We start from the raw sequence: 16,425 nt of genomic DNA on the forward strand, positions 1-16,425 counted from the left end.
AGATCCTGCGCGAGGCGTAAGATAGAATTCTCCCTCCCCTTCATGGGGAGGGTGGCTGAGCCCGAAGGGCAAGGCCGGGTGGGGGCGGCGCCGCTGACGTGGCGCCGCCCCCACCTGTCATATCCGCCCACCCCACCTGCTCGTCGCTGCGCGACGACCACCCTCCCCATGAAGGGGAGGGAGAAATCACGCGCCTGTCACGTGCACCCCCTACCCTCCGCGCATGATCGCCGCCATCCTGACCGCCGTCCTCCTGTCGTCGAGCCAACCGGCCATGTCCGCTTCCCCTGCCAAACCAATCGTCATCGCCCATCGGGGCGCATCCGGCGAGCGGCCCGAACACACCCGCGCCGCCTATGCGCTGGCCGTCGACCAGGGCGCGGACTTCATCGAGCCGGATCTGGTCATGACCCGCGACGGCCATCTGGTCGTGCGCCATGAGAACGAGATCGGCGAGACCACCGATGTCGCCGACCGTCCCGAATTCGCCACGCGCCGCACCACCCGCAACATGGACGGCGTTCCCATCACCGGCTGGTTCACCGAAGACTTCACCCTGGCCGAGCTGAAGACCCTGCGCGCCCGCGAACGGCTGCCCGCCCTGCGTCCCGCCTCGGCCGCCTCCGACGGCCAGGAGCCGATCCTGACCTTTGACGAGGTCGTCGCCATCGCCCGCGACGCCGGCGCCCGCACCGGCCGCGTCATCGGCGTCGCGCCCGAACTGAAGCACCCGTCCCACTTCGCCGCCCTGAACCTGCCGATGGAAGATATCTTCATCGCGGCGCTGGAGCGCCACGGCCTGACCGCCGCCGACGCCCCCATCCTGATCCAGTGCTTCGAGGTCGGGACGCTGGAACGGTTGAAGGCGCGCATTGATGCGCCCCTGCTGCAACTGATGCAGGCGGGCGGCGGCCCCGCCGACCGGCCGGACCTGACCTACGCCGAGATGGCGACGCCGCAGGGCCTGGCCGAGATCGCCCGCTACGCCGACGCCGTCGGCGTGCAGGATCTGATGGTCGTTCCGCGCGACGATACGGGCCGCGCACTGGACGCCTCAAGCCTGACGGTCGACGCTCATACGGCGGGCCTGAAGGTCGTGGTTTGGACCTTCCGGGCCGAGAACCTGTTCCTGCCCGCGCAATATCGCGTGGGGGATGCGCCCGCCGACCACGGCGACCTGACGGGCTGGCTGAAGGCGATCTACGCGCTGGGCGTCGACGCCGTGTTCAGCGACTTCCCCGCCGCCGCCGTGAAGGCGCGCTAGCCCCTCTCCCGCCGGGAGAGGGCTCGCTCTTTACGTCCCCTGGAACTGAAGCTTCGCCAGACGCGCATAAAGCCCGCCCTTGGCCGTCAGCTCGGCGTGGGTGCCTTCCTCGACCACCTGGCCGCCGTCCATCACCACGATACGGTCGGCGCGCAGCACGGTCGCCAGCCGGTGGGCGATGACCAGGGTGGTGCGCGCCTCCATCGCCTGATCCAGCGCGGCCTGCACCAGCCGTTCGTTCTCGGCGTCCAGCGCGCTGGTCGCCTCGTCCAGCAGCAAGATCGGCGCCTCGCGCACCAGCGCTCGCGCGATAGCCAGGCGCTGGCGCTGGCCGCCCGACAGGCTCTTGCCGCGCTCGCCTAGAGGCGTGTCGAAGCCTTCCGGCAGGGCGTCGATGAAGCCCAGCGCCTGAGCCTCAGCGGCGACGGCGCGGGCTTCGTCCAGCGTGGCGGCCTCGCGGCCGAAACGGATGTTCTCCAGCGCCGAGCCCGAGAACAGCGGCGCCTCCTGCGACACCCAGGCGAAGCGGTTGCGCACATCGACCGGATCGGCCGCGCGCACGTCCACGCCGTCCACCGACACCAGGCCCGACTGCGGATCATAGAAGCGCAGCAGCAAGCGGAAGACCGTCGACTTGCCCGCCCCCGACGGCCCGACCAGAGCCACCGTCTCGCCCGGCCGCACGGTCAGGCTGAAGCCCTTCAGCGCGGGCAGATCAGGACGGCCCGGATAGGCGAAGTCCACCGCCGACATCGACACCTCGCCGCGCGGCGGCTGAGGCAGGGCGACCGGACTGGCGGGCGGCGCGATGGCGGGGGTCGCCCGCATCAGCTCGTCGATCCGCTCCATGGCGCCCGCCGCCTTCTGCACGTCGCCCCAGCTTTCGCCCAAAGCCCCGACAGCGCCCGCCGCGAACACCGACAGCAGGACAAACTGCAACAAGGCGCCCGGCGTCATGGTCCCGGCGATCACGTCCTGCGCGCCCAGCCACAGCACCAGCGTCACGCCGCCGAACATCACCATAATGATCATGGCGGTCATCACGCCGCGCGCCCGCATCCGCTTCAGGGAGACGCCGAACGCCTCCTCCACCGCCGCGCCGAAGCGGCCGATGGCGCTCTTTTCGCGGCCGAAGGCCTGAACCGTCTCGATGGCGTCGACGCTTTCTCCCGCAAAGCCCACGGCCCCGGCGAAGGTATCCTGCGACTGCACCGTCAGGCGGCGCACCACGCGGCCGAACAGGAACAGCGGCACGATCAGCACCGGCACGATCAGCAGGACGAAGCCCGTCAGCTTGGGGCTGACGAAGAACAGCAGGATCACCCCGCCGATCAGCGTCAGGAAGTTCCTCAGCGCATAGCTGACCGAGGTGGTCAGCAGGGTGTCGACCAACTGGATGTCCGTCGTCAGGCGCGACAGCACCTCGCCCGTCCGCATATGGGCGAAGAAGACCGGGTCCAGCGTCAGGATGCGCTGGAACAGCGCCGTGCGCAGGTCGGCGATCATCCGCTCGCCCGTCTTGGTGACGTAGAAATAGCGCAGCGCCGTCGCCAGCCCCAGGATCACGGCGTTGAGACCCAGGATCAGGAACCACTTGTCGATATTGGCGCCGCCGTTCTCGAAGCCCTGGTCGATGGCGCCGCGCGCCGTCGCCGTCAGCGCCAGAGAAGCGACCGTCGAGCCTATCAGCCACACCGTCGCGATGGCCGCGTCCATCTTGTGACGCCCCAGGAAGGGCAGCAGCCGTCCCAGAGGGCGGATGTTGCGGCTCTTGGCGCGCTTGCCGCCCGCCTCGTCCATCTGTTCGGCCAGGACAGCTCCGGCGCCGGGGCGGCCGGTCGGCTGGGCGTGACGTTGAGGTTCAGCTTGGGTCATGGTCGCGCTCTTGCCCCGGATCGCACCCCGGTGTAAACGCCGCCCCTCGCTCCCGTCGCGCTCTGTGGCGGGATTCTCTAATTACGCGCAGTGACGGTCGGCATCGTCGTCGCGCAGAGACGGACAAGATCGATGAAAGCGGACACGCACCCCGACTACCACTTCATCACTGTTGTGATGACCGACGGCACCACCTACCAGACCCGTTCGACCTACGGTAAGGAAGGCGCCACGCTGAACCTGGACATCGACCCGACGTCTCACCCGGCCTGGACCGGCGGCAACCAGCACCTGATGGACCGCGGCGGCCGCGTCTCGCGCTTCAACAACAAGTTCGGCGGCTTCATCAAGAAGTAAGCCACGCTTGGTGCGACAAGTTCGCCACAAAAGCGCCGGTCCCTGGACCGGCGCTTTTTTGTTGCCCGGAACACCGTTAACATGGGCGCGTTCGATTACTCGGGGCGTGGACGCTGGGTCCGGGCCGATATCGGACCACAAGAGTTACAGACGATGAACCGACGGGAATTGGGCCTTGGCGTCGCCACGACGAGCCTGACGCTGGCAGCCGCGAACGGGGCGCTGGCCCAGACGCGCACCACGGACCCTCAAATCTTCATCGCCGGCTTCGACGCCCAGGCCGGTCGCCTGCCCGCGACCCAGCAGGCTGATGTCCGCGCCGTCTATCAACTGACCCAGGGCAAGCCGATCTGGACCGCCGACCGCCTGCGCGTGCTGCAGGAGGTCGCCGCCGGCGCCGAACGTCATGGTTTGCCCGCCGGGGACTTCTTCGACTTCGTGGGCCTGGCCGCCGACCGCGAAACGGCCGAGATCCGCACCACCGCCGCCGCCCTGGCCTACGCCAAAGTCCTGGCTGAAGGCCGCGTCCGGCCCGAAACGGTCGAAGAGCTGTGGGAGATGCAGAAGAACAGCGCCGACCTGCCGCGCGGCCTGGTCGACGCCGTGGCCGCCAACAAGCTGAGCCAGTGGTTCGACGCCCTGCCCCCGACGGACCTGGGCTACACCAATCTGTCGGCCGGCTACGCCCGCTATCGCCGCATCGCCCGCCAGGGCGGCTGGCCCGCCTTCCGTATCGGCGGCACCATCGAGCCGGGGACCAGCGACCCGCGTATCCCGGCCCTGACCGCCCGCCTGGCCGCTGAGGGCGACCTGAGCGCCGCCGCCGCCGAACGCCTGAAGGGCAACCTGGCCTATGGCCCTGAACTTCAGCAGGCGGTCCGCAGCTTCCAGACCCGCCACGGCCTGGGTTCCGACGGCCGCATCGGCGGCGCCACCCAGCGCTCGCTGACCGCCACAGCCGAAGATCGCGCCCGCCAGATCGCCCTGAACCTGGAACGCCGTCGCTGGCTGAAGCGCGACCTGAATCCCGAGCGGATCGAGGTCAACACCGCCGCCGCCATCATGGTCTACTGGAAGGACGGCAAGCCGGTTCACTCCAACCGCGTGGTCGTCGGCACCGCCGCCAACCAGACCCCCAGCCTTGAAAAGCCCTTCGCTTCGGTCGTGGCCAATCCGCCGTGGACCGTGCCCATGGGCATCGCCCGGCGCGAAATCCTGCCGAAGGGCCCCGGCTACCTCGCCGCCAACGACATGTACGTCAACGCCGACGGCTGGGTGGTGCAGCGCGCCGGTCCGAAGTCGTCGCTGGGCAATGTGAAGTTCGAGCTGCAGGACAGCTACGCCATCTTCCTGCACGACACCCCGGCGCGGGGCGCCTTCAACCTGTCGGTGCGCCAGCGCAGCCACGGCTGCGTGCGGGTGCAGGACGCCATCGGCTTCGCCCGCCTGCTGCTGTCGCCCGATCCCGAGCGTCTGGCCCTGTTCGACGCGGCCCAGGCCAGCGGCGAGACCAAGCGCGTGACCACCGGCCGGAACATCGGCGTGCGCCTGCTGTACTGGACCGCCTTCGTCGACGGTCAGGGCCGCGTCGCCTTCCGCGAGGACGTCTACAAGCGCGACGCCAAGCTGGCCGACGCCCTGGGCATCGCCGTCAACCTGCCCCAGGTCATCGCCGACGCGCCGATCGATCCGGATGAAGTGACGCCGTAAGACGCACGCGCTCAGCTTTCCTCCCCACTGCGCGGGGAGGGGGACCGCGTAGCGGTGGAGGTGCTGGGACAGCGGAACCCTGCGGCCCCTCCGTTTCGTCGGCTATCGCGTCCGATCCACCTCCCCATGAAATGGGGAGGTGAACCTCAGCCGAAAGCCGCGCGCAGCAGGTCCATCTGGTTCAGGACGGGATTGGCCGGCGCCGTCGCCGGTTCGACGTACATCTGGCGGTCCAGATGCAGGACGCGATCGTAGAGTTTTTCCGCCCGCACGGCGTATTCGATCAGGGCGATCGGCAGATCGCCGCGACGCGGCTCCGTCTCGATGCGGCGGTCGGCCAGACGATAGCGGGGGTCGCCCGCCGCCTCGGCGCTCATGTCCTGCTCGCGCACGGCGCGCTGCACCAGCAGCCAGGACGCGATCTGCATCAACCGCGTGGTCAGCTTCATGCTCTCGCCCGCATAGGACAGGGCCGCCGCGCGCGACAGCAGGCGGGAGTCCTGCCGCCCGTCGCCGTCCAGATAGGCGGCGGTCTCCTCGACCAACTCCATGCCTTCGCGGAAGGTGCGCTCGAACAGCTCCGAGCGTGCGAAGTCCAGCACTTCGGCGCTGGCGAGGCGCGCCGGGGTCAGATCGGCTTCGATGGCTGTCACGGGCGTCTATCCATGCATCTCATGCATCCGCTGGGTGCAATCGTCATGCCACGGAAGCTGATTCTGCGGGAGAGGGCCGTCGAAACCGTCCCCAACCGTCCGCTCTCAGCGGAAGTTGAACAGCGCGTCGGCGGCGCTGCGCTGCGAGGACTTGCCGTCTATCGCCGCTCGGGACCGAGCGATCTCGGCCTCCAGGGCGGCGATCCGCTCCTGCAGTTCGTCCACGGCGTAGAGGTCCAGGTCTTCGCGTCCCAGGGCGGAAATGGCCTCGCCGCGCTGCGGCCGGGGCTCCAAGTCTTCGAAACTCATCCTCGCCTCCTTGGCCATTCCGAGCATGACCTCCTATGTGAACGCCGCATTGAACCGGAATGCAAGCCAAGGGAGCCGCCGCCATGTCCGCCGCCATGAAGGCCATAGAGATCGAAAACGGACGCGGCCCCGCCGACGCCCTGCGCCTGAAGACGCGCCCCCTGCCCGCGCCTGGTCCTGGCGAGGTCCGCATCCGCGTGCGTGCAGCGGGCGTGAATCGCCCCGACATCGTCCAGCGCGAAGGCCGCTATCCGCCCCCGCCGGGCGCCTCGGACATCCTGGGGCTTGAGGTCGCCGGCGAGGTCGACGCCCTGGGCGAGGGCGTGACGCGCTGGGCGGTCGGCGATCGGGTCTGCGCCCTGCTGGGCGGCGGCGGTTACGCCGAATACGCCGTGGTCGACGCCCGCCACGCCCTGCCGATCCCCGACGGCCTCGACTTCATCCAGGCCGCCGCCCTGCCCGAGACCGCCTTCACCGTCTTCGCCAACGTCTTCGAGGGCGGCGGACTGAAGGCCGGCGAGACGTTGCTGATCCACGGCGCCACCAGCGGCATCGGCGTCATGGCCGTCCAGATGGCCAAGGCGGCGGGCGCTCGCGTCATCGCCACCTCGCGCGGCGCCGCCAAGGCGGACGCCGCCCGCGCCCTGGGCGCCGACGTCAGTCTGGACGCCACCCAGGACGACCTGGCCGCCGCCATCCAGGAGGCGGGCGGCGCGGACGTGGTGCTGGACATGGTGGGCGCCGCCTATGCCGACCTGAATCTCAACGCCCTAAAGGCCGGCGGACGCTGGGTGGTGATCGCGACCCTGACCGGCGCCAAGGCCGAGGTCGACCTGATGCGGATCATGCTGAAGCGGATCGTGCTGACCGGTTCGACCCTGCGCAGCCGCCCGGCCGACGAAAAGGCCCGTCTGGCCGCCGCGGTCGAGGCGACGGTCTGGCCCTGGGTCGCGTCCGGCGCCGTGAAGGCCCGGGTCGAAGCGACCTTTCCCCTGGCCGAAGCCGCCGCCGCCCACGCCCATCTGGAAGCGGGCGCCCACGTCGGCAAGGTCGTGCTGCTGCCCTAAAAGATAAAGGGCGGGAAGCCGCAGCCCCCCGCCCTCGCCTTTCGAACAGGCCGGTATTTTACCAGCGACCGCCGCTGCGCGCCGGGCGCAGGGACGAGATCCGGTCGTTCATGCCCGTGCTGGCCAGGTTCCGCATATCGCCGCGCACGATTTCGCAACGGCCGCGATAGTTGGCGTCTTCGCAGACTTCCCAGGTCCCGCGCGACAGACGGATCGAGCTGATCGCGTCGTTCATGCCGACGTTGCGCAGGTTCGGCACCTCGCTACGGAAGCTCATCGACTGACCGCGGTAATCGGCGTCGCGATAAACGGTGATCGAAGACTGACCCCAGCCCCCGTTTCCGGGGCGGCCGTCGTCCCAACCGCCGCCGGGACGGCCCGGACGACCGTCATCCCAGCCGCCGCCCGGACGACCGGGACGACCGCCGTTCTCGAAGTCGCCCTGGAAGCGGCCGCAGACCAGGCGCCCGTCGCGGTTGACGATTTCCTCGCTGGAGCAGCGCGCCAGTTCAATCGAGGTTTCGCGCATGTTGCCCCGCATGTCGCGGCAATCGGCATAGAGGCGCCCCTGATTCACATACGACCCGCTGCAGCTCTGCGCATACGACCCGCGCGGCGCGCCACGCTGCATCACCTGCGCCTCCGCCGTGCTCACACTGACGACGGAAAAGCCGCCAGCCGTCATGGCCAAACCCGCTGCTGCAATCACGAACTTCTTCATGACACGGTCTCCTTCGTGGTTCTCTCGGCGCACAACGCGTCCTGGCCCCCAATGTTCATCACGACAGATGAACCTTCGCTGTATGAAGACGACAGACGACGTTTTCATTTCGGCCAAGATCGCCTATAAAGACCTCCTCGCGCCCGGCCGAAAAGGTCGGGCGCCGTCGATTCAAACGCCCGTTTTTCGGGCCGCAACCGCCGGGATCCATGCCCATGACCGACATCCTGATGCCCAAGGCCACCGCGGTCTGGCTGGTGGACAACACCTCGCTCTCGTTCGAGCAGATCGCCGCCTTCTGCGGCCTGCACCCGCTTGAGGTGCGCGGCATCGCCGACGGCGACGTGGCCCGCGACATCCGCGGCGCCGATCCCATCGTCAACGGCCAGCTGACCCGCGAAGAACTGGACAAGGCCCAGAACGACGAAAACTACCGCATGAAGGCCGTGGTCAGCCGCCACGCCGAACTGCTGAAGCCCGCCAAGTCGGGTCCGAAATACACGCCGGTCTCGCGTCGTCAGGACCGTCCGGACGCCATCATGTGGTTCGTCCGCAACCACCCGGAAGTGACCGACGCCCAGATCGCCAAGCTGCTGGGCACCACCAAGGCCACCATCGAGAGCGTGCGTAACCGCACCCACTGGAACTCGGCCAACATCAAGCCCGTCGACCCGGTGACGCTGGGCCTGACCGGCCAGCTGCAGCTGGACGAAGTGGTGCGCAAGGCCGCCGACAAGAAGGCCAAGGACGACGCCAAGAACGGCGTCCTGCAACCCATCGAGCCCGAGGCCGAGCCGGAAGTCGTCGTGGAAGAGCCCGAGGAAGAGTACGGCCTGGGCGCCGAACCCACGGCCGAGTCGGTGTTCGGCTCGCGCGACTGATCCCAGTCGGCGGACTAGAGACAAAACGGCCCCGGAAGAGCGATCTTCCGGGGCCGTCGTCATTTCAGATGGGAAGCCCGCTAGTGGGCTCGGGCTTCCAGACTGTTGATTTCTTCCTTAAGTCGCAGTTTTCGCTGCTTCAGCTCCCTGAGGTGTGTCGGGTCCGCGGTGGGGCGTCGCATCTCCTGCTGGATAGTGTCATCCAGCGACCGATGCCGATTACCCAGTTCGCGAATACGAGCCTCGATGGTCATGGCTTGCGCCTCCATGTCTAAGGGACCACTACACTGAGCGCCCGGTTCGGCGGGGTGTGGAATCACATTGCAGTGACCCCCGCCGCTCCGGACACGGACAGGTTGGAGGCGAATTTGGCCGATGTTGTGAACTCGACCGTTCGGGCGCCGGCGCCCTCTCGGCTAGTCGTTGGAATCTCTGGCGCTTCGGGCGTCGTCTATGGCGCGCGCGTACTCGACGCCCTGCGCGAACTGGGGGTTGAGAGCCATCTGGTCGTCACCCGCGCGGCCCTGCTCACTTTGTCGCAGGAGACGGACCTCAGCCCCGACGCGCTGACGGCCAAGGCGGATGTGGTCCATCGGCTGAACGATGTCGGGGCCACCATCTCCTCCGGCTCCTTCCGCACCCTGGGCATGATCGTCGCTCCCTGTTCGGTACGCACGATGAGCGAGATCGCCACCGGCGTGACCTCGACCCTTCTGACCCGCGCCGCCGACGTGACGCTGAAGGAGCGCCGCCCCCTGGTGCTGATGGTGCGCGAGACGCCGCTGCATCTGGGCCACCTGCGCACCATGACGGCCCTGGCCGAGGTGGGCGCCGTCATCGCTCCGCCCCTGCCCGCCTTCTACGCCCGGCCTGACAGCCTGGAGCAGATGATCGACCAGTCGGTCGGACGGGCGCTGGACGTGTTCGGCCTGGACTGGTCCGCCGTACGCCGCTGGGAAGGGCTGAAGGGCGGAACAGAGGCATGAGCGACGATCTGTGGACCTGGGCCTGCGCCGCCTATGCCGCGCCTGACGTCGCCGACGCCTGCCTGTCGCTTCAGGATTATCACGAGCAGAACGTCCCCCTGCTGCTCTGGGCCGCCTGGACCGCCGTCACCGGCCGCCGCCCCGACGAAGAGACGATCGAGGCCGCCTGCGACACCGCGCGCGCCTGGCAGACCACCACCATCGCCCCCCTGCGCGCGGTGCGCCGCACGCTGAAGACGCCCGTGCCGGACCTTGAGACCGATGCCCGCCTGGCCGTGCGCGAACAGGTAAAAGCCGCCGAACTGGCCGCAGAGCGCCATCTGCTGGAAGCCCTGCAGGCTCTCTCCCCCGCTCCGGCCGGGACGCCGCAGCCGCCCATCGACGCCATGGCCGCCGCCGCCCGCCTGTGGGACCGCGTGGTGCCGCGCCCAGCGCTGCGAACCCTGGCCGACCTGCTTCCGGCATGACGCCAGCTCGGCTATAAGGTCATCGCTGCGGGGTCTGACGATGAACGACGACGAACCTTACCTGTCCGAAGAAGACAAGGAGCTGCGCGCGCAGCTCTCCCTGCTGTTGCAGGAGCACGCGGACCTGGACGCCTCCATCGAAGCCCTGGCGCTGCTGCCCGCGCCCGACCAGCTCATGATCGCCCGCCTGAAGCGCAAGAAACTGGCCCTGCGCGACGACATCGTGAAGCTGCAAGATCAAATCCTGCCCGACATCATCGCCTAGTCGCATAACAACGGTCATTGACTCTTCGACCGTTAGCGAGGGACGATGACACCGTCACTCACTGGCAGGAGAGAACTGATGCGTATGCGTAAGATTCGTAATGCCGTGCTTCTGGCGTCCGCCGTTGCGGCGTCGTCATTGCTGTCCGTCGGAGCTGGGGCGCAGTCCCCCGGCATCATGTACCATCGCACCTTCTACAGCGACGCCACACTGACGGTTGAGGTGGGCTGGTATATCGACCGTTGCTCGAACGGCCGTGTCGTCGCGGCGCCGGTTCACGGGACCACCTCGCCCTACTACACGCTAGAGGCGGTCGGCAGCTGCCCCGGCGGCTACTGGTAAAACTTGCTGCTGAGGCGCGGAGGCGAGCTCACAAGCCGCCTCCGCAAACTCTCGCTTACAGCGGCAGGACCGAGGTGTCCTTGACCTCTTCCATCACCGCATAGGTGCGGGTCTCGCGCACGCCCGGCATGACGATCAGGGTGTCGGCCAGGAAGATGCGGTAGGCCGCCATGTCCTTCATCCGCACCTTGACCAGATAGTCGAAGCCCCCCGCCACCATGTGGCACTCCAACACCTCGGGCGAGCGGCGGATGCGCTCGGCGAACTGGTCGAAGATGTCCGAGGTCGTGCGGTCCAGCAGCACCTCGATGAAGATCAGCAGTTCGCGCTCGGCGAACTTCGGATCGATCAGGGCGGTGTAGCCGGTGATGACCCCTCGCTCACGCAGCCGCCGCACCCGCTCGAAACAGGATGACGCCGACATGTTGCAGGCGGCCGCCAGATCCTGATTGGTGATCCGCCCGTCCTGCTGCAGCACCCTCAGGATGCGGCGGTCGGCGTCGTCCAGCTTGTATTCCCCAGCGCTCATGCGCTCTCCCCCTTTACGCTTTACAGATTCCCGACACTGACAAAGCCGCAGGCGATCTGCAACGCGTCTGTCAGCGACGGAAGACCGACGCCCTCCGACGTCGACCCGATGTAGACTACTGCCCCGATCGCTTCGCCGCTGCGGCTTGCTTGCTCTGAGCGATGAAGGCTTCCATCTCGGCGGTCATGGCCGGAATGGTGGCCACGCCGATGGCCAGCAGGTGATCGTGGAAGGCCTTGATGTCGAAATCGGCCCCCAGCTCAGCCTCGGCCAGACGGCGCAGGCGCACGATCTCGATCTCGCCCAGCTTGTAGGACAGGGCCTGTCCCGGCCAGGTGATGTAGCGGTCGATCTCGGTGCCGACCTCATGGTCCGACAGGGCGGTGTTCTCGCTCAGGAAGGCCACCGCCTGCTCGCGCGTCCAGCCCTGCGAGTGCACGCCCGTGTCGATGACCAGGCGCGCCGCGCGCCACATCTCATAGGTCAGGCGGCCGAAGTCCTCATAGGCGTCTTCATAGATGCCCATCTCGACGGCCAGCTTCTCGGTGTAGAGGGCCCAACCCTCGCCGAAAGCCGAGATGTAGGTCTGGGCGCGATAGTCGGGCATGGGCTCATGCTCGCGACGCAGATTGCCCTGCCAGGCGTGACCGGGGTTGCACTCGTGCACCGTCAGCGCCGGGATGTTGTAGCGCGGCCGCGACGGCAGATCGTAGGTGTTCAGCAGGCAGACGCCGTTGCCGCCCCGTCCGGCCGTATAGAAGGGGGCGATCGCGTCCGGCACGGGGATCAGGCTGAAGGTGTCGCGGGGCTTCAGATTGAAATACTGACCGATCTTGCCGTCGACCTTCTTGATGACCCAGGCGCCGTGCCACAGCAGGTGCTCGGGCTTTTCATAGTGGAACTGCGGGTCGGTCTTCAGGAAGTGGAGGAACTCGGCGAAGGTGCCGGTCCAGCCGGTGCTGCGCATCACCGTTTCCATCTCGGCGCGGATGCGCGCGACCTCGCTGCGGCCGATGGCGTGGATCTGGTCCGGGGTCAGGTTGACGCTGGTGTATTGGCGAATCTGCGTCTGATAGAAGTCGTCGCCGTCCGGCAGGCGGTTGGCGCCCAGGGTGTCGCGCGCGCGCGGCATGTATTCGTTGCGGATGAAACCCAGCAAAGTCTGATGCGCGGGCACGACCTGCTGCTGGATCGTCTGCACGGCGGCGGCGCGCAGGCGTTGCTTGTCCGCCTCCGCCATGTTCGCCGGCATGGTCAGGAAGGGCTTATAGAAGGGATTCTGGGTGACGTCCGTCGGTTCCGTCACCGCCAGGATCGACACGTCCCGCCCGACCAGCGAGGCCTTGGGCTGGGTGAAGCCGCGCGCCAGACCGGCGCGCATATTGGTGATCTGCTGATCGAAATAGCGCGGCACGTCCCGCATCTGGGACAGGTAGCGCTCATAGTCCTCGACCGAGGTGAAGGTGGCATTGCCCATGCCCGTCAGCGACGACCAGAAGGCGCTGTCCGAGTTGAACGGCATCTCATACAGGCGGTGACGACCGTCATCGACGAAGTTGTCGATCTGATGCTTGTAGACCGCGTAGTTGGTGTGCTGGTTCGGCGACAGCTGCTCGGGCGAAATGGCTTCGAGACGACGCTGGATGGCGGTCCAGTATTCCAGACGACGCTGCTGGGTGGCGGCGCTGACATCCGGCAGGGTGCTGGGCTTGGCGTTGCGACCCGGCATCTCCTTCTGGCGCCAGGCCCACTCCTCAGCGGCGATGGCCTCGAACTGAGCATCCAGCGCCGAAGGCGCAGCGGTCGAGACGGCGCTCGCGGCAAGGGCAAGGGCCGGCGCCGGGGCGGCGGTGAAGGCCATCAGGCCGACGGCGGCTGCGATAGCGCTGTATGCGGTCAGGGTCTTCATCGTCTCTTCCCCCAAAATAAAGTCAGACGCCCTAGAGCGTCTCCAAGGTGAGAAGCCGCCCGAGACCGGACGGCTTCCCATTCTGGATTAGAACTGGGCGTTCACGCCAATGTACACGTAACGACCAAGGTTATTATAGATGCTGGCGTTGAAGCCGTTATATAACGACGTTCCAGTCCAGGTGAACGGCGTCTGCGGCGGCGCCTCATCGGTGAAGTTGTTCACCCCGCCGAAGACAGAGAAGCGATCGAACCGATACTCGGCGCGCAGGTCGTGGGTCAGCCACGACGGAGCCTTCCACACTTCATACGAGCCGACCGAGTCCTGATTGCTGCGCACGACGCTGCTCAGGTAGCGGTTGGCGTAGGACAGCGACAGCTTGTCGTAGTCCCACGACACGCGGAAGTTGACGCGGCGCTTGGGATTGGGCGCCTCGCCGGCCTGTTCGTCGCGCACGCTGGCGTCGCCCGGCACCGGATCATAGGTCAGCTCGTCCAGGAAGCCCGCCGCCACGTTGAACGACAGGGAGCCGTAGGGCGGCAGGCCCAAGGCTTCCAGGTCCGTGCGGTACGACGCCGTCACATCCCAACCCGAGTTGGAGTATTCGGCGACGTTCATCACCTGGTTGATCACCCGGCTGATGTTGCCGTCCGCGCCGCGCATGACGTTGCCGCAGAACGGATTGGTCAGAGTCGGGCTGTCGACGCAGTTGTTGATGATCGTGCGTGCGCCGAAGGAGGCGATGACGTCGCTGATCTTGATGTCGTAGTGGTCGATGGTGACCGCCAGACCCGGCAGGAAGGTCGGCGTCAGGACGACGCCCAGGGTCAGGGTTTCGCCTTCTTCCGGGTTCAGGTCCGGGTTGCCCTTGCTGACGGACGGCTTGGTCGCGATCGACTGGGTGAACTCCGGCGACAGGCCCAAGGCCGCGCAGTTCGCCTTACGGTTGGCGGGATAGTTGCCCAGGTTCAACCGCGTCGCGTCGCAGGGATCGTCGAACAGGGCGAACCCTTCGCTGCCGCCGTCGAACAGTTCGCTGATGTTCGGCGCGCGTACCGCTTTGGCGTAGTTGGCGCGGAAACGGATGTTGCGATCAACCGTCCACTCCATGCCCAGGCCATAGCTGCTGTCGCCGCCCGTGGTGGTGTAATCCTGGAAGCGATAGGCCGCCGTCAGGTCCAGGTACTGGATGAAGGGCACGTCGGCCAGCAACGGCAGATTCACCTCGCCGAAGATTTCCTTGGACTCATAGGCGCCCTCGGTTCTCGCCTGGGTGTTCTGGAAGATCAGCGCCTTCTGCGAACGGATGTCCGGCACGGAGGTGCTCTGTTCCTTGCGCCATTCCACGCCCGCCGCGAAGGCGACCGGCAGGCTGGTGCCGCTGAACAGCGACGGATAGGAGAACAGCTCGCCGTTGACGCTGGCCACCGCGTTCCACTGACGGATGCGGTCGTTGCGGGTGGTGTAGATATAGGAGTAGTCGATCGCTTCCTGAGAGCCGAGATAGGCTCCGAACAGGTTCAGCGGCTGACAGCCCCGCGCCCGCGCGTCCGCGCTCCGACAGACGATCTGGTTCGTCGACGGATCGCGCCAGGCGTCGATCGACTCATAGAACTCCTTCTGCAAGCGGTCGAAGTTGGTGAACTCCGATTCCGTCTGGCCGTAGTTGACGTAGGCCTCGAACCGCCAGCCGTTGCTGAAGGCGCCGTCCACCCCGGTCACGAACCGCGTGGTGTCGTAGACGCTTTCCGTGGTGCGGATGCCGATGTCGGTGTCGATCCGGCTGATGTCGAAGAACGTCATATTGGCCTGCGCCAGCATGGTCTTCAGTTCATCGGGCAGGAAGGCGTTGTCCGCCTGGATGCGATAGGCGTTGCCCGTAGACATGCCCGGCGAACTGTCGGCGAAGGTGCCGTTCCGCGCCTGGCTGCTGGCTTCCATGTGGAAATATTTGGCTTCAGCGAACAGGTTCAATTCGCTGATGAAGTCGCCCGAGGGTTGGAACTGGTGACGCAGCTGCAGCTCGCCGCCGAAACGCTCGACCGGGGTGCGCAGCATGTCGTCGCGCAGCTTGAAGCCGTCGCCGCCGATCGACAGCTTCTGCTCACGCCCGGCGCCGTCGTACAGGATCTGGCCGCGGTCGAACGGGACCAGCTTGCCGTCCGGCGTGAAGGTCAGGGCGAAGGCCTTGTTGGGGCCGATCGGCGAGACGATGACCGGGGTGAAGAAGTCGTTCTGGGTGTTGGTGTAGACATCCCGCGCCATGATGAAGGACGGCAGGCCGTCGTTGGCGCTCTTCTTGTTCGGGTTCGGGATCTCGGCCAGGGAGCTCATGGCGTAGTCGCGCTCGTGGCGGAACAGCCCCTCGGACTTGTCATAGGTCAGCGCGCCCATGATGTTGGTCCGGTCGTCATTGAAGTTTCGACCCACGGCGACCGAGCCGTAGTAGGTGTTCGGGCCGTCGGCCGAGCCATACTGCGTCTGGATGGCGATGCCGTCGAAGTCCTGCTTGGTGATGAAGTTGACCACCCCGGCCACGGCGTCCGCGCCGTAGACCGCCGAGGAGCCGCCCGTCACCGTATCGATACGCGCAATCGTCGTCTTCGAGATGGAGTTCACGTCCACCGCGCTGGTGCCCGCCGTGCCGGCGACATGGCGGCGGCCATTGACCAGAACCAGGGTGCGGCTGGCCCCCAGGTTACGCAGGTTCAGCGTGGCCAGACCCTGCCCCGCGACCGAGTTGGTCGTGCTGGACGCCGAGGAGCCCAGGCCGACCTGCGGCTGGCGCGACATGGCGTCGATCAGGTTGGTGACGCCGGTGTTCTCGATTTCCTGGGCGTCGACGACGTTGACCGGCGTCGCAGCCTCGACGTTCGGACGCCGGATGCGTGAACCGGTCACCACGATATCGGCGACGGCGCTGGCTTCCGGCTCGGCCGGCGGCGTTTCGGATTGAGCCCAGGCAGGCTGGGCGGCGGCGGCGGCCGTAACGGCCAGACCGGCGATTATCGTCCCGGTCTTCAGGTACGCAGACAGTCTCATTCGATCACCCCTCGTTTTTGATCTGAAACCCAGGCGGGCCGTCCCCAT

The 16,425-nt window shown here is 67.1% G+C and carries 17 protein-coding genes; 9 read left to right on the top strand and 8 right to left on the bottom strand.

Annotated elements, in window-relative coordinates:
* Nucleotides 1–223 precede the first annotated feature (223 nt).
* Complete coding sequence (locus FM111_RS05430) at nucleotides 224–1,264, top strand: glycerophosphodiester phosphodiesterase (RefSeq protein WP_087139770.1); 1,041 nt, start codon at nucleotides 224–226, stop codon at nucleotides 1,262–1,264.
* Nucleotides 1,265–1,294: 30 nt separating this feature from the next.
* Here the strand turns inward: FM111_RS05430 and FM111_RS05435 are convergent, their stop codons facing one another.
* Nucleotides 1,295–3,139 (bottom strand): ABC transporter transmembrane domain-containing protein, encoded by a 1,845-nt coding sequence (locus FM111_RS05435; protein ID WP_087139772.1) that lies wholly within the window; start codon nucleotides 3,137–3,139, stop codon nucleotides 1,295–1,297.
* Between the two features lie 132 nt (nucleotides 3,140–3,271).
* On the opposite strand from FM111_RS05435, the gene rpmE reads away from it, so the two are divergent.
* Together rpmE and FM111_RS05445 are read left to right on the top strand one after the other, a co-directional pair.
* Nucleotides 3,272–3,496 carry a 50S ribosomal protein L31 gene (gene rpmE / locus FM111_RS05440; RefSeq protein ID WP_003168899.1) on the top strand — a complete coding sequence of 75 codons (225 nt, stop codon included), beginning with the start codon at nucleotides 3,272–3,274 and terminating at the stop codon, nucleotides 3,494–3,496.
* Between the two features lie 153 nt (nucleotides 3,497–3,649).
* Nucleotides 3,650–5,206, top strand: a complete 1,557-nt coding sequence (locus FM111_RS05445; RefSeq protein WP_087139773.1) for a L,D-transpeptidase family protein — start codon at nucleotides 3,650–3,652, stop codon at nucleotides 5,204–5,206.
* A 146-nt stretch (nucleotides 5,207–5,352) separates the two neighbouring features.
* On the opposite strand, the gene rcdA is transcribed toward FM111_RS05445, so the two are convergent.
* Complete coding sequence (gene rcdA, locus FM111_RS05450) at nucleotides 5,353–5,757, bottom strand: protease adaptor protein RcdA (protein WP_373407957.1); 405 nt, start codon at nucleotides 5,755–5,757, stop codon at nucleotides 5,353–5,355.
* A gap of 207 nt (nucleotides 5,758–5,964) precedes the next feature.
* The gene (locus FM111_RS05455) at nucleotides 5,965–6,168 is read right to left on the bottom strand and encodes a DUF1192 domain-containing protein (protein WP_256968103.1); all 204 of its coding nucleotides are present in this window, start codon (nucleotides 6,166–6,168) and stop codon (nucleotides 5,965–5,967) included.
* Between the two features lie 83 nt (nucleotides 6,169–6,251).
* On the opposite strand from FM111_RS05455, the gene FM111_RS05460 reads away from it, so the two are divergent.
* A complete protein-coding gene (locus tag FM111_RS05460; RefSeq protein ID WP_179205027.1) occupies nucleotides 6,252–7,235 on the top strand; it encodes an NAD(P)H-quinone oxidoreductase in 984 nt (327 codons plus the stop codon).
* A gap of 58 nt (nucleotides 7,236–7,293) precedes the next feature.
* Here the strand turns inward: FM111_RS05460 and FM111_RS05465 are convergent, their stop codons facing one another.
* Nucleotides 7,294–7,956: a beta/gamma crystallin-related protein gene (locus FM111_RS05465; protein WP_087139778.1), complete on the bottom strand. Its 663-nt coding sequence runs from the start codon at nucleotides 7,954–7,956 to the stop codon at nucleotides 7,294–7,296.
* A gap of 215 nt (nucleotides 7,957–8,171) precedes the next feature.
* Here FM111_RS05465 and FM111_RS05470 point away from each other — a divergent pair, with 215 nt between their 5' ends.
* Nucleotides 8,172–8,837: a DUF1013 domain-containing protein gene (locus FM111_RS05470; protein ID WP_087139780.1), complete on the top strand. Its 666-nt coding sequence runs from the start codon at nucleotides 8,172–8,174 to the stop codon at nucleotides 8,835–8,837.
* Nucleotides 8,838–8,917: 80 nt separating this feature from the next.
* Here the strand turns inward: FM111_RS05470 and FM111_RS05475 are convergent, their stop codons facing one another.
* On the bottom strand, nucleotides 8,918–9,091 hold the full coding sequence (locus FM111_RS05475) for a YdcH family protein (protein WP_087139864.1): 174 nt from the start codon (nucleotides 9,089–9,091) through the stop codon (nucleotides 8,918–8,920).
* Nucleotides 9,092–9,217: 126 nt separating this feature from the next.
* Here FM111_RS05475 and FM111_RS05480 point away from each other — a divergent pair, with 126 nt between their 5' ends.
* From FM111_RS05480 to FM111_RS05495, 4 genes are all read left to right on the top strand, one after another.
* Nucleotides 9,218–9,823 (top strand): UbiX family flavin prenyltransferase, encoded by a 606-nt coding sequence (locus FM111_RS05480; protein ID WP_087139866.1) that lies wholly within the window; start codon nucleotides 9,218–9,220, stop codon nucleotides 9,821–9,823.
* Nucleotides 9,820–10,290: a TIGR02444 family protein gene (locus FM111_RS05485; RefSeq protein ID WP_087139781.1), complete on the top strand. Its 471-nt coding sequence runs from the start codon at nucleotides 9,820–9,822 to the stop codon at nucleotides 10,288–10,290. Before FM111_RS05480 ends, FM111_RS05485 begins: the two co-directional genes overlap by 4 nt.
* A 40-nt stretch (nucleotides 10,291–10,330) precedes the next feature.
* Nucleotides 10,331–10,555 carry a YdcH family protein gene (locus FM111_RS05490; RefSeq protein WP_046653338.1) on the top strand — a complete coding sequence of 75 codons (225 nt, stop codon included), beginning with the start codon at nucleotides 10,331–10,333 and terminating at the stop codon, nucleotides 10,553–10,555.
* A 78-nt stretch (nucleotides 10,556–10,633) separates the two neighbouring features.
* Complete coding sequence (locus FM111_RS05495; RefSeq protein WP_087139783.1) at nucleotides 10,634–10,897, top strand: hypothetical protein; 264 nt, start codon at nucleotides 10,634–10,636, stop codon at nucleotides 10,895–10,897.
* Between the two features lie 55 nt (nucleotides 10,898–10,952).
* Here the strand turns inward: FM111_RS05495 and FM111_RS05500 are convergent, their stop codons facing one another.
* The 3 genes from FM111_RS05500 to FM111_RS05510 form a co-directional block, all read right to left on the bottom strand.
* On the bottom strand, nucleotides 10,953–11,426 hold the full coding sequence (locus tag FM111_RS05500) for an Lrp/AsnC ligand binding domain-containing protein (protein WP_003165692.1): 474 nt from the start codon (nucleotides 11,424–11,426) through the stop codon (nucleotides 10,953–10,955).
* A 115-nt stretch (nucleotides 11,427–11,541) separates the two neighbouring features.
* Nucleotides 11,542–13,335, bottom strand: coding sequence for a DUF885 domain-containing protein (locus FM111_RS05505; protein WP_087139785.1), 1,794 nt, complete (start codon nucleotides 13,333–13,335; stop codon nucleotides 11,542–11,544).
* Nucleotides 13,336–13,422: 87 nt separating this feature from the next.
* The gene (locus FM111_RS05510) at nucleotides 13,423–16,377 is read right to left on the bottom strand and encodes a TonB-dependent receptor domain-containing protein (RefSeq protein ID WP_087139787.1); all 2,955 of its coding nucleotides are present in this window, start codon (nucleotides 16,375–16,377) and stop codon (nucleotides 13,423–13,425) included.
* Between the last annotated feature and the right edge of the window lie 48 nt (nucleotides 16,378–16,425).

This window comes from Brevundimonas diminuta 3F5N, from assembly GCF_900163625.1.
GTDB classification, from domain to species: domain Bacteria; phylum Pseudomonadota; class Alphaproteobacteria; order Caulobacterales; family Caulobacteraceae; genus Brevundimonas; species Brevundimonas diminuta_A.

Bases quoted from the DNA above. Each gene is read 5' to 3' on its own strand.
- FM111_RS05430 (WP_087139770.1), top strand. From the start codon at position 224: ATGATCGCCGCCATCCTGACCGCCGTCCTCCTGTCGTCGAGCCAACCG.
- FM111_RS05435 (WP_087139772.1), bottom strand. From the start codon at position 3,139: ATGACCCAAGCTGAACCTCAACGTCACGCCCAGCCGACCGGCCGCCCC.
- rpmE (WP_003168899.1), top strand. From the start codon at position 3,272: ATGAAAGCGGACACGCACCCCGACTACCACTTCATCACTGTTGTGATG.
- FM111_RS05445 (WP_087139773.1), top strand. From the start codon at position 3,650: ATGAACCGACGGGAATTGGGCCTTGGCGTCGCCACGACGAGCCTGACG.
- rcdA (WP_373407957.1), bottom strand. From the start codon at position 5,757: ATGGAGTTGGTCGAGGAGACCGCCGCCTATCTGGACGGCGACGGGCGG.
- FM111_RS05455 (WP_256968103.1), bottom strand. From the start codon at position 6,168: ATGAGTTTCGAAGACTTGGAGCCCCGGCCGCAGCGCGGCGAGGCCATT.
- FM111_RS05460 (WP_179205027.1), top strand. From the start codon at position 6,252: ATGTCCGCCGCCATGAAGGCCATAGAGATCGAAAACGGACGCGGCCCC.
- FM111_RS05465 (WP_087139778.1), bottom strand. From the start codon at position 7,956: ATGAAGAAGTTCGTGATTGCAGCAGCGGGTTTGGCCATGACGGCTGGC.
- FM111_RS05470 (WP_087139780.1), top strand. From the start codon at position 8,172: ATGACCGACATCCTGATGCCCAAGGCCACCGCGGTCTGGCTGGTGGAC.
- FM111_RS05475 (WP_087139864.1), bottom strand. From the start codon at position 9,091: ATGACCATCGAGGCTCGTATTCGCGAACTGGGTAATCGGCATCGGTCG.
- FM111_RS05485 (WP_087139781.1), top strand. From the start codon at position 9,820: ATGAGCGACGATCTGTGGACCTGGGCCTGCGCCGCCTATGCCGCGCCT.
- FM111_RS05490 (WP_046653338.1), top strand. From the start codon at position 10,331: ATGAACGACGACGAACCTTACCTGTCCGAAGAAGACAAGGAGCTGCGC.
- FM111_RS05495 (WP_087139783.1), top strand. From the start codon at position 10,634: ATGCGTATGCGTAAGATTCGTAATGCCGTGCTTCTGGCGTCCGCCGTT.
- FM111_RS05500 (WP_003165692.1), bottom strand. From the start codon at position 11,426: ATGAGCGCTGGGGAATACAAGCTGGACGACGCCGACCGCCGCATCCTG.
- FM111_RS05505 (WP_087139785.1), bottom strand. From the start codon at position 13,335: ATGAAGACCCTGACCGCATACAGCGCTATCGCAGCCGCCGTCGGCCTG.
- FM111_RS05510 (WP_087139787.1), bottom strand. From the start codon at position 16,377: ATGAGACTGTCTGCGTACCTGAAGACCGGGACGATAATCGCCGGTCTG.